The 12,341-nt window shown below is 37.3% G+C and carries 11 protein-coding genes; 8 read left to right on the forward strand and 3 right to left on the reverse strand.

The features are described 5' to 3' along the window. Positions 1–37: 37 nt before the first annotated feature. Positions 38–763, reverse strand: a complete 726-nt coding sequence (locus tag ASG01_RS02070) for a TrmH family RNA methyltransferase (protein WP_055859199.1) — start codon at positions 761–763, stop codon at positions 38–40. Here ASG01_RS02070 and ASG01_RS02075 point away from each other — a divergent pair. After that, positions 749–3,349 (forward strand): BamA/TamA family outer membrane protein, encoded by a 2,601-nt coding sequence (locus ASG01_RS02075; RefSeq protein ID WP_055859202.1) that lies wholly within the window; start codon positions 749–751, stop codon positions 3,347–3,349. The genes ASG01_RS02070 and ASG01_RS02075 overlap by 15 nt on opposite strands. Here ASG01_RS02075 and ASG01_RS02080 read toward each other — a convergent pair. After that, entirely contained in the window at positions 3,346–3,963 is a 618-nt protein-coding gene (locus tag ASG01_RS02080; RefSeq protein WP_055859205.1) for a vancomycin high temperature exclusion protein, read from the reverse strand. The two genes, ASG01_RS02075 and ASG01_RS02080, sit on opposite strands and share 4 nt — an antisense overlap. Continuing rightward, entirely contained in the window at positions 3,960–5,084 is a 1,125-nt protein-coding gene (locus ASG01_RS02085) for a 2Fe-2S iron-sulfur cluster-binding protein (RefSeq protein WP_055859207.1), read from the reverse strand. The genes ASG01_RS02080 and ASG01_RS02085 overlap by 4 nt, the downstream gene beginning before the upstream one ends. Before the next feature lie 30 nt (positions 5,085–5,114). Here ASG01_RS02085 and ASG01_RS02090 point away from each other — a divergent pair, with 30 nt between their 5' ends. The 7 genes from ASG01_RS02090 to ASG01_RS02120 all read left to right on the forward strand — a co-directional run bounded on the left by ASG01_RS02090 (position 5,115) and on the right by ASG01_RS02120 (position 12,330). Further along, positions 5,115–5,681, forward strand: coding sequence for a TlpA family protein disulfide reductase (locus ASG01_RS02090; RefSeq protein WP_055859210.1), 567 nt, complete (start codon positions 5,115–5,117; stop codon positions 5,679–5,681). Between the two features lie 16 nt (positions 5,682–5,697). Then, entirely contained in the window at positions 5,698–6,669 is a 972-nt protein-coding gene (locus ASG01_RS02095; protein WP_055859213.1) for a FecCD family ABC transporter permease, read from the forward strand. Then, on the forward strand, positions 6,666–7,589 hold the full coding sequence (locus ASG01_RS02100; protein WP_055859216.1) for an ABC transporter ATP-binding protein: 924 nt from the start codon (positions 6,666–6,668) through the stop codon (positions 7,587–7,589). Before ASG01_RS02095 ends, ASG01_RS02100 begins: the two co-directional genes overlap by 4 nt. A gap of 168 nt (positions 7,590–7,757) precedes the next feature. Beyond that, complete coding sequence (locus ASG01_RS02105) at positions 7,758–8,207, forward strand: MarR family winged helix-turn-helix transcriptional regulator (protein WP_055859219.1); 450 nt, start codon at positions 7,758–7,760, stop codon at positions 8,205–8,207. Positions 8,208–8,269: 62 nt separating this feature from the next. Next, the gene (locus tag ASG01_RS02110; RefSeq protein WP_055859222.1) at positions 8,270–10,663 is read left to right on the forward strand and encodes a 3-hydroxyacyl-CoA dehydrogenase/enoyl-CoA hydratase family protein; all 2,394 of its coding nucleotides are present in this window, start codon (positions 8,270–8,272) and stop codon (positions 10,661–10,663) included. Between the two features lie 163 nt (positions 10,664–10,826). Further along, positions 10,827–11,102: a four helix bundle protein gene (locus ASG01_RS02115; RefSeq protein WP_202966972.1), complete on the forward strand. Its 276-nt coding sequence runs from the start codon at positions 10,827–10,829 to the stop codon at positions 11,100–11,102. Between the two features lie 49 nt (positions 11,103–11,151). Continuing rightward, entirely contained in the window at positions 11,152–12,330 is a 1,179-nt protein-coding gene (locus tag ASG01_RS02120; protein WP_055859225.1) for a thiolase family protein, read from the forward strand. Positions 12,331–12,341: the final 11 nt, after the last annotated feature.

The raw sequence follows: 12,341 nt of genomic DNA on the forward strand, positions 1-12,341 counted from the left end.
GATCTTCTGGCTAAAAACGTCAGAAGTTTCTGATTTTTTATTTTGAAAAAAGCTGTCCCAAAACTATTCCTGCAGCCACTGCAACATTCAGACTCTCTGTCGACTGAGATTTCCCAAATCTTGGGATCGTGATTTTATGATTTAAAACACTTTCGGTAAAATCGCGGATTCCATTACCTTCATTACCGAGAATGATATTCATTTTATCTCTTCTTTTAAATTCGTAAATACTTTCCCCATCCATATCGGTTCCGATATTCAGATTTTCTGTTTTTGAGAAAAACTCCTGCAAATCCTTATAAACGATATTCACTCTGGTAAATGAGCCCATTGTCGCCATGATCACTTTCGGATTGTAAAAATCGACCGTATCATTGCTGCAAACAATCTGTTCAATGCCGAACCAATCAGCAAGACGGATGATTGTTCCGAGATTTCCCGGATCCTGAATTCCGTCTAAAACCAACTGCAGATTATTTTCAGAAAAATCGCTTTCATTTTTTAAAAAACAAACCGCCACAGAATCTTTCGGGTTTTGGAGCATACTTATTTTCTTCAATTCAGCTTCCGAAATCTGATGAACCTGAACATCTTTTACAGTAATATCTTCTGGGTTGAGTGAAAAAATTTCTTTCACTTTATACGGAGAATTGGCAAGCTCAGAAATGATTTTGTTGCCTTCTACCAAAAACAAATTGTATTTTTGCCTGAACTTCTTTTTATCTAAAGACTGTAAAACTTTTATTGTATGAGCTGTAAGCATTTTAAGAATTCTTCCCAAAAATATTATAAAATTCTCGCACTTGCAACAATTGCTGTCATACTCTACGCCTGCAGCACCACGAAAAAGGTGCCCGAAGGCGAATATCTGCTTACTAAAAACAGTTTTGAATTTAGCGATAAGAAAGAATCTTTCGATGCAGAGCTTAAAGATTATGTTCAGCAAAAACCCAACAAAAAAGATCTTCTTTTTCTGCCTTTAGGCTTGTTTTTCTACAATGCAGCAAACCCAAAATACGATACTGTTTTTAATGAATATATGACCTTTCCGAGAGAAATGCGTAACCAGAAACTGCGTGATTCACTCTTCGTTAAATACAATATGCCCGAAAGTGTTGGCAAAAGACTTTTCATAGACAGACTGTATCATAATTTCGGAACGCCGCCAGTAATCTGGGATGAAAGCAGAACGATAAAAAGCGCCGAATCTGTTAAGAAAAGACTTACCTACAGAGGTTTTTGGGACGCTGATGTGAAATATAAAAAAGACCTCGATTCTGCTGCAAAAAAAGCGCAGGTTACATATATTGTAAAACACAACAGTCCTACTTTTATAAAAGATTATTATTACAACATTCCTGACGCAGGCGTTCGCGGGACGTATGCAGAAAAGAAGCATGAGAGTTTTATTAAATCCGGGCAGATTCTTGATCAGACACTTTTAGAAAAAGAAGTTACAAGAGTTAATAATCAAATGCGTGCGGCTGGTTTTTACCGGTTCAACAGTTCGAATGATGAAGTGAGCTTTGTGGCTGACACTTTAAAAAACACGAAACAGGTTCCGCTGGTGATGGAGATTCAGAAGGATTCGATGAATTCAACTTACAAAAAAGCTACGTTTGGAAATATTGATGTTGCGATTGTAAACGAAAACGGAGATTTTCCAAAAAATACAAAAAAAGACAGTTTGCGTAGAATCCGTTTTCATAAAGTAGATGATACTTACAAAACCAATGCGCTGTGGCGTGCAGTAATCGTCGATAACGGCACTGTTTACGATCAGAAAAAACTCGATCTTACAAAACGGAATTTTATCGCGATGAATAATTTCAGCGTTTTAAAAGCAAGAGATTCGCTGCGTCGCGGCGGCGTTGGCTCGCCTAATGACAGCATCATCGACGTTTTGTATGTTTTAAAACCTTTAGATAAGTATGATTTAAAGCTAGGAGCCGATCTCAATTATTCTCAAATTCTGAATTTTGGTATATCGCCGTCCGCTGATCTTGTGACCAGAAATGTCTTTGGTGGCGCAGAGAACCTTTCCACCAGTGTTTCGGGTACATTTGGTTCAATCCGTAATCCAAGAAATGATCAGGGTAGACTTTTAGCTTATGAAATCTCTGCACAGGCTTCACTTTCATTTCCAAGATTACTTCTGCCGTTTAATTACTACAAACTGATTCCAAAAAGATACACGCCGACATCTTCTATTGTTTTAGGAGCTTCGGTGCAGAATAATATTGGTCTAGGAAGAACCATTTTCAATACGGGTCTGAACTATTTTGCAAACGTTGATGATAAGGTTTCGCACCGACTCACGGTTTTTAATACGCAGCTGAGTCTTACTAGAAATAAAGAAAGTTTTTACGATTTCTTCGTACGCGACCGTGATATCCGCGATGATGTTTTTTCAAGTTATTATCAATACAATCCGACCGCGCAGCAACAATTGCAGAACGGAACGATCACTTCAGATCAGCTTTCTGCGCAGATCATCAGTGATGAAGGCTACAGAAATTCTCTTTCCGCAGATCAGCGAAATAATCTGAACAGTTTTAATCAGTCTCTTATCAATAAAGACAGACAGACGCAGGATGTCATTATTTCTTCACTTATTTATAATTTTATTTATAATGAAATCGGTAAAAAAGAATACGTCAACCCATTCTATTTCAACGGAAAAGTAGAATTTGCAGGAAATATTCTGAGTGCTTTCAATCAAAAAAGAGACAACAGAAATCCTGGTGTTTTCGACGCTGGTGAACGTACCATTTTTGGAATTCCGTATGCTCAGTTTGTGAAATTTGATGTTGATGTAAGAAAATATTTCAAGTTTAATTCGAACCAAACCCTTGCTGTAAGACAGTTTATTGGTCTTGGAATTCCTTATGGAAACTCGACCAATATGCCTTTTGCAAGATCTTATTTTAACGGCGGTGCCAACGACATTCGTGCCTGGGTTGCATTTGGAGGTCTCGGTCCTGCAGACTCACAAATCGACGAAAGAATCCGTACATACGTAATGGGAAATGTGAAACTGACGACCAATATCGAGTACAGAATTCCGTTTTCAGAACGTTTTGAAAGTGCGATTTTTACCGACATTGGAAATATCTGGAGTCTGAAAGACAATGGTTTTAATGATGAATTTAAATTCAATAAATTCCTTCGTCAGGTTGGTGTCGGAAGTGGCGTCGGTCTCCGTGTAAATGTCGCTTACATCACGCTTCGACTTGATTTTGCGTATAAAATTTATGATCCAAACAAACCCGACGGTGAAAAATGGAGATTCAAAGATTTTAATCCACTCAAACCGACGTTTAATCTCGCATTTGGATATCCGTTTTAATCTGGAGAGATTCCAAGAACAAAATATACAACCGCGATCACGCGGGCAAGAATCTCGCGCGACTGGTTTCGGTAGTAGCTTTCGGGTTTATTCACATCCTGCGCGTCAAACCCCAGGGCATTCATATTATTGTTTCTGGCAAAAAAAAGTGCACGGAGATTGTGGAAACCCTGTGAAACGATAATCACATCAGACTTTTTGTACACTTCTTTGCACCGTAAAATGCTCTGAAAAGTGTTGAATCCTTTCGGATCTTCAATAATGATATCCTCAGGCACCCCTTCCTGATAAATTAGAAAATTTTTCATCGCCGCAGGTTCATCGTAGCCTTTGCTTTTTTCGCCACTCACGATGATTTTCTTTATTTTTCCGTGATGATAAAGCAAAGCCGTGGCATCCATTCTTTTGGTAAAATACGGATTCGAAGCTCCGGAACGCATTCTCGGTGAAGTTCCCAAAACCAAAGCCACTTCACGTGGTGGAATTTTAGAAATTCGGGTAAACGTTCTTCCGTCTGTCAGGCCGAAAACCCATATGTTTGAAAGGCAGATGAGCAGCAAAACCAATTCTGCTGATGTAAAAACAATTTTAAATATGTTTCTGAAAAATCTCAATTCAGATCAAAGTTTAGTTTGATTTTTTTGCTTTTAGCAATAGACATACATGGCAAAATTTTCCCGCTTGCTTCTTCTTTTTCGGTCAGATATTCATTTTCCAAAAGCTCGACGTCACCATTTTCAAGCTGACATTCACAGGTTCCGCAAATTCCGGATTTACACGAATATGGCACCGGGAGTTTCTGTGAAATGAGCTGCTGAAGAATTTTTTCATTGTTATTTTTAAGCGTCGCTGTATACGTTTTTCCCAAAGTCTGAAATTCAACTTCAATATTATTTATCAGCGGAAATTCTTTTTCTACCGGATAAATATCTTCATTAAACTCTTCAAAAAGTTCAAAATGAATATTCTTTTTTCTGATTCCGTGATGATAACAGGCATTTGCAAGAGACTTTATCATGTCTCCTTTTCCACAAATCAAAACTTCATCTACCGCGTCCCAAATTGTAGATTCTTCATCTGTATCATCGAGATGCAGCAGCTGATTGATAATTAAATTTAATTTCTTATCATCGAGCCGACCGTTGAAAAGCTGGTGCGAAAGTTTTTCCTGAGAATAAAAATAAAAAACCTGCAGTCTTTCGTTATATTTTTCAACTAAATCGTGCAGTTCTTCACGGAAAATAACTTCGCTGCTTGTGCGGTTTCCGTAAAAAAGAAAAAGTCTCGTACGTGGTTCGGTGTGAAGAATAGTTTTAAAATGACTTAGAATCGGTGTAATTCCTATTCCCGCTGCAAAACCAATGATGGTACGAAATTCGCTTGGCTTTGAAACTAAAGTAAAACGCCCTGAAGGAGCACTTACAAGGATTTCATCGCCTGTATGAAAATTTCTATACAGTTCTGAAGTAGCAGAATTTTCTGAGGAAATTTTAACTGCCAAAGAAATTTTCTGTTCAAAAGGCGCCGATGTCATTGAGTAATCACGAATCACCGTTTCGCCAAAAGCCTGAAAAATCAAACTCACAAACTGACCCGCTTCAAAGCTGAAAATATCTTTTAAATCTTCGGGAATTTCAAGATCCAGCGAAAAAGAATTTTTGGTCAGGTCTTGCTTTTTAGCTATTTTTAAACGGTAAAACCGGGTCGGTTTACCTTTGTAGATTTGTTGCTCCATAAGTTCAACTCAAATTTAATTAAAATAATTATGATAAAGATAATTTTCTCCGCGATTGTGCTTACCGCAGTTGTTGGCTGTACCAAAGAAAAAACCGCTGTGACTGAAAAAACGGAAACTAAAGACTCTGTAATCGTCCAAAAACCAGCAACTTCTTCTGCTCCAATTGTTGCGGATGGCTTGAAAGTCTTATCGCCGGATGACGCCGCAAAATTCTTAAATACAAAAAATGACACGCTTTACGTAACCAATTTTTTTGCAACCTGGTGCGGACCGTGCGTGAGAGAAATCCCTCATTTTAAAGATAAAATTGCTGAAGTGAAGGGTCAGCCGGTGAAAATTTCTTTCGTAAGTCTTGATACAAAATCGGCTTGGGAAAAAGACGTTCCGAAGTTTGTCGAAAAGCAGGGCATTCAGGGAAATACCTATCTTTTGGATGGAGGATCTCTTGACGAAGCTTTTTTCAGCAAAAATTTTAAAGAGTGGAATGGCAGTGCAATTCCATTTACATATATGAGAAAGGGCGATAAAACCGACGAATATCTGGGAATGATGACACCTGAAATTCTTGATTCTAAAATAAAGTCTTTCAAATAATTCTGAGATTACGTTAATGTCGCAGAAGTTTAAAATCCTGTTTTCAGTTTTAGTAATGGCCATTATTCTGTTTGCTTTACTGAATCTGAACACAGGATTTTTATATTTACATTTCAGCGATTTTGTTTCTGAAACTTCGCAATCGCAGATTGCTGAAATTCGTATCAACAGAGTTTTGGTGATGATTTTGGCGGGAGTTTCCATTCCTACTTCCGGTTTTCTCATGCAGGAATATTTTCAGAATCCGCTGGCAGGACCGGATATTTTAGGAATAACTTCCATCGCAAGTCTTTCGGTAGCTTTTTACATTTTCTTTTCGCAAAATCTATTTATTCCCGAGATTTTTCAGAACAGCTTTATGAGCATTTCCGCCATTGGAGGAAGTTTACTGCTTATGACGCTTCTCCTTGCCGTTTCCCGTAAATTTTCAGATAAATCATATCTTATCATTTTCGGATTTCTCGTATCAGCACTTGCTGGTGCAGTAGTTTCGATGTTGCAGCTATATGCAGAAGATCAAAGTCTGAAAAACTATATTCTGTGGTCATTTGGCGCAAATAATACGGCGACAAAAAATCAAATTTACATTCTCGGAATTTTGGTAATCATAGGATTATTTTTCTGTTTTAAAACCATAAAACCGCTCATTGGAAATTCGCTTGGCTCGGCTTATGCACAAAGTTTTGGCGTAAATCTTAACCGCTTGAAAATATTAATTATCGCCACATCTTCTCTCCTTTCCGCTTCGGTGACGGCATTTATAGGTCCCATTTTATTTGTCGGAATCATCGTTCCGCATTTTTGTCGGATGATTTATAATCCGTCGAAACTCTGGCATCAGTGGCTTCTTAATATGCTTCTTGGGATTGCAATCATGCTGGTATTTTCCATATTTGCCGAAAAATCGCACATTCCAATTAATGTGATCAGTTCCGTTTTCGGAATTCCGGTGATTCTGATGATGCTTTTAAAACAGAGCAGGTCATGATTTTTGATATAAAAAATGCAGATATTGGCTATGATAGCTCGCTGATTTCGGGTGTAAATACACATCTTAAAAATGGTGATGTCTGCCTTTTGATCGGAAACAACGGCGTCGGAAAAACAACTTTAATCAAATCAATTCTTCATCAGATTCCATTATTAAACGGAGAAATCTCTATTGACAAGCAAAACATAAAAAAGCTTTCTGTAAAAGAAGTTGCAGAGAAAATTGCTATTGTTTTTTCTAAATCTCCCGTTCCCCAAAACCAGACGGTTTACGATCTTATTTCGCTGGGAAAATTTATTTATTATCCTTATTATTTTAAACTGAAAAACACCGATCAGAAGGAAATTGATGAAATTATTTCTTCTTTAAAACTTAATCAGTACAGAAATACTTTACTGAAAAATCTTTCAGACGGAAATCTTCAGAAAGCATTTATTGGCCGTGCAATCGCACAAAACTCAGCAATTATCATTCTTGATGAACCGACCACTCATCTCGATGAAAAGAATAAAATCATCATTCTAAAGACACTTCGGGAGTTGGCGAAAAAACAAAATAAAATAATTCTGTTTTCCAGTCACGACTGGCGTTTGGCAAAAGAATTTACAGATCAGATTTGGTATATAAAAGGTGAAAAACTGCATAGCGGTTTAGTTGAAGATATTTTGCTGCAACATCACGAACTTACTGATGTTTCGTTATTCAAAGTCAATAAAAATTTTATTCCGCCACACATATTTGCACCAAAAGTTGAGAAAGAAATGCTTTTCTCACTGCTGCAGAAGAATTATGATACAGATCTGTCTGATATTATTTTCACTTTCAAAGAAAACATCTGGCAGATTTCTTATAAAAACAATCATCATCAATGTTTAAACTTTGGTGAAATACTTCTTTTCCTGAACAATCTTCATTAAATTTTACTAATCTTGATCAGATTCATATACTATGCATGCATAGTATTATGCAAATCATACATTTAAACTTATTGATTTTCAGTGCTTTAACGTACATTAACTATTATTAAATACTATGCATGCATAATATTTGCTACATTTGAGTAAATCAATTGTAAAACTTTTATAATGGATAATGAAAAAAACAAAACCGAAAACGTAGATCTTATTTTAAAGCAAACGTGGCTTTCTGTCTCAAAAATGTACACCGAGATGGCGCAGGAACATGATTCTACTGCTGTACAGGCACTTACACTTTTAAAAATAGATCCAAAAGAAGGCACGCGAAGCACAAATCTCGGTCCGAAAATGGCGATTGAACCCACTTCGCTCACAAGAATCATCAAACTTCTGGAAGACAACGGATATATTTATAAAGAAAAAACTACCACTGATAAACGTGAGGTAATTATTAAACTCACGGAAAAAGGGTTGAATTCTAGAAATATGTCTAAAGAAGTTGTGGTGAATTTTAATAAGAAAGTGATGGAGAAAATCGCGCCTGAAAAACTAGAAGTTTTTAAAGATGTGATGAATGAAATAATGAAAATCGCCAACGACATCAACAACCGAAAATAAAAATCATTCAACAAATTTTATTAAAGCCGTAGGCTTTATATCACCAAATAAATAGTTTATAGATGAAAAGAAGAATCAAACACGTAACGGTTTTAGGTTCTGGAATTATGGGAAGCGGTATTGCAGCACACTTTGCCAACATCGGCGTGCAGGTTCTACTGCTCGATATTGTTCCTTTTGAGCTGAATGAATCCGAACAGAAAAAAGGTTTGACCAAAGACGACAAAGCCGTTCGTAACCGAATTGCTTCTGAAAACTTTGAAAAACTGAAGAAATCTAGTCCCGCTCTACTCTATTCCCCAAAATTTGCGGAAAGAATTAAAGTCGGAAATTTTGATGATGATTTAAAGAAGATTAAAGATACCGACTGGATTATTGAAGTTGTGGTTGAAAAACTCGACATCAAAAAATCGGTTTACGAAAAAATTGAACAGTTCAGAAAACCGGGAACTTTAGTTTCATCCAATACTTCCGGAATTCCAATCAATATGTTGGTAGAAGGACGAAGTAACGATTTCAAAAAATATTTTGCAGGAACACACTTTTTTAATCCGGTAAGATATTTACCACTTTTAGAAGTGATCCCAACCAAAGAAACGGATCCGGAAATTGCCGAATTCTACATGAATTACGGAGCGAAATTCTTAGGAAAAACCACGGTTTTAGCAAAAGATACTCCGGCGTTTATCGCCAACAGAATCGGAGTTTTCTCGATGATGGATTTACTTCATAATGTTCAGAAATTAGGTTTAAATGTTTCTGATGTCGACAAATTAACAGGTCCAATTATTGGCCGGCCAAAATCTGCAACGTTCAGAACTGCCGATGTTGTTGGCTTGGATACTTTGGTGATGGTAGCGAACGGCGTTCGTAATAGCGGTGCTGAGGCAAATGATTTTAATGACGTTTTTGCTCTTCCAGACTACATCCAGAAAATGGTGGATAACAAATGGTTGGGTTCAAAAACCGAACAGGGTTTCTACAAAAAAGTGAAAGGTAAAGACGGTAAATCTGAAATTCACGGTTTAAATCTGGATACTTTAGAATACGAGCTTCAGGGAAAATCTTCATTCCCAACTTTAGAATTAACTAAAAATATCGACAAGCCAATTGATAGATTTAAAGTTTTGATTGGCGGTAAAGACAAAGCTGGAGAGCTTTACAGAAAATCCTTAGGTTCTCTTTTCGCTTATGTTTCTCACAAAGTTCCAGAGATTTCAGATGAAGTGTACAAAATTGACGATGCGATGCGAGCAGGTTTCGGTTGGGAAAACGGTCCTTTCGAAATTTGGGATTCGGTTGGCGTTCAAAAAGGAATTGAATTGGCTACAGAAGCTGGTTATGAAGTTTCTGATTGGGTGAAAAACGTTGAATCATTTTACAAAGTAAACGAAGACGGACAAAGTATTTTCTTCGATAAAAACTCAGGAAACTACAATAATATTCCGGGTCAGGAATCATTTATCATTTTAGATAATATCAGAAAAAACAAGACGCTTTGGAGCAACTCAGGTTCTTCGATTGAAGATTTGGGCGACGGAATTATCAATTTTGAAATCCGTTCTAAAATGAATTCTTTAGGTGGTGAAGTTCTGGACGGCTTAAACCGGGCCATCGATTTAGCTGAAAAAGAATACGACGGATTGGTGATCGGAAACCAGGGAACGAATTTCTCTGTCGGAGCCAATTTAGCCATGATTTTAATGATGGCCATCGAGCAGGATTGGGATGATTTGAATATGGCAATTGCGTATTTCCAGAAATCAATGATGAGAGTTCGTTATTCTTCAATTCCTGTCGTAGTCGCTCCTCACGGAATGACTTTAGGCGGTGGATGCGAAATGACGATGCACTCAGACCGCGTTGTTGCAGCCGCAGAAACTTACATCGGATTGGTAGAAACCGGAGTTGGCGTAATTCCCGGCGGTGGTGGAACGAAAGAATTTGCATTGAGAACTTCAAGAGAATTTCACAGTGACGATGTGAAAAACAACCGTCTTCGTGAAGCTTTCATGAATATTGCAATGGGAAAAGTAGCCACTTCAGCGTACGAAGCTTACGATATGGGAATTCTTGAAAAAGGAAAAGACATCGTAGTTGTTGATAAAAGAACGCAGATTATGACTGCAAAAATGATGGCGAAAAGTCTAGCAGAACACGGCTACACGCAACCGATCGAGCAAACGGTAAAAGTTCTTGGAAAAGATGCTTTAGGAATGTTCTACGTTGGGACTGATCAGATGTTAACCGGTAATTTCATCTCCGAACACGACAAGAAAATCGCAGATAAATTAGCCAACGTTTTAGTAGGTGGAAATCTTTCTGAACCAACAGTTGTTACCGAACAGTATTTACTGAATCTTGAAAGAGAAACTTTTTTACAGCTTTGTGGTGAAAGAAAAACTTTGGAGAGAATTCAATACATGTTGCAGAAAGGGAAACCTCTTAGAAATTAGACTTGAGACTGAGAGACTCGAGACTATAAGAGTTTTCAATTTTAGAATTAAAAATAGAATATAAACCTAATTTAAATCTACTGATAATGCATAACATTAGAAAATTAAAAATCTGGAATATTCAATTGATTTGTGTGTAGATGTTTATGAAGCGTTAGCAAATATGCCAAACGATGAGCGATATGGACTTTCTTCACAAATCAAAAGGTCAGCGGTTTCAATTCCTTCCAACATCGCAGAAGGCGCAGGAAGAGATACAAATCCCCAATTTTCACATTTTTTAAATATTGCATACGGTTCTTCTTATGAACTTCAAACACAATTAATTATTTCTGAAAGATTAAATTTTATTTCACCTGAAGTAAATGAATCTTTATTGAGTAAGTTAAATGGAGTTCAAAAAATGGTTTATGTTTTTAAAGAAAATATTAATAAATAATTAAATGGCAAGAGTCTCAAATCTCTTGTCTAAAAATCTGTAATCTACAATGAAACAAGCATATATAATCAAGGGGTTCAGAACCGCCGTTGGAAAAGCTCCAAAAGGTAGTTTAAGATTCACCCGTCCCGACGTAATGGCAGCAACAGTTATCGAGAAATTGATGGCAGCCGTTCCGCAATTAGATAAAGACAGAATCGATGATTTAATCGTCGGAAACGCAATGCCGGAAGCAGAACAAGGCTTAAATGTCGCACGTTTAATTTCTTTGATGGGATTACAAACCGACAAAGTTCCCGGAGTTACCGTGAACAGATATTGCGCATCAGGAAGTGAAGCGATTGCTATTGCTTCGGCAAAAATTCAGACTGGAATGGCGGATTGTATTATCGCAGGTGGTACAGAATCAATGTCTTACATTCCGATGGGTGGTTACAAACCCGTTCCTGAAACTGAAATAGCAAAGTCAAATCCCGATTATTATTGGGGAATGGGATATACTGCAGAAGAAGTGGCAAAACAGTTCAACATTTCCCGTGAAGAGCAGGATCAGTTTGCTTTTGAATCTCATCAAAAAGCTTTAAAAGCGAATGCAGAAGGGAAATTTGCAAGCCAAATTGTTCCTCTTCCTGTAGAATATAATTTTCTGGATGAAAATCAGAAAATGCAGACGAAAAAATTTGATTTTTCTGTAGATGAAGGCCCGAGATTAGACACTTCTCTGGAAGGTTTAGCAAAATTAAAACCCGTTTTCGCAAACGGAGGAAGTGTAACAGCCGGAAATTCTTCACAAATGAGTGACGGTGCAGCTTTCGTAATCGTGATGTCGGAAGAAATGGTAAAAGAATTAGGATTGGAGCCGGAAGCAAGATTGGTTGCATACGCTGCAGCCGGACTTGAGCCAAGAATAATGGGAATGGGACCAATTTATGCGATTCCAAAAGCACTAAAGCAAGCAGGTTTAGAATTAAAAGATATTGAATTAATCGAGTTAAACGAAGCATTTGCATCACAATCTGTTGCTATAAAAAAAGAACTGAACCTCAATCCAGATATTCTGAATGTGAACGGTGGTGCCATCGCGCTCGGACACCCACTGGGTTGTACAGGAACAAAATTAACCGTTCAGCTTCTCCACGAAATGAGAAAGCGTGGAAACAAATACGGAATGGTTTCTATGTGCGTGGGAACAGGACAAGGCGCGGCGTCAATTTTTGAACTTTTATAAATTTAAAATTA

The organism is Chryseobacterium sp. Leaf180, from assembly GCF_001424585.1.
GTDB lineage: Bacteria > Bacteroidota > Bacteroidia > Flavobacteriales > Weeksellaceae > Chryseobacterium.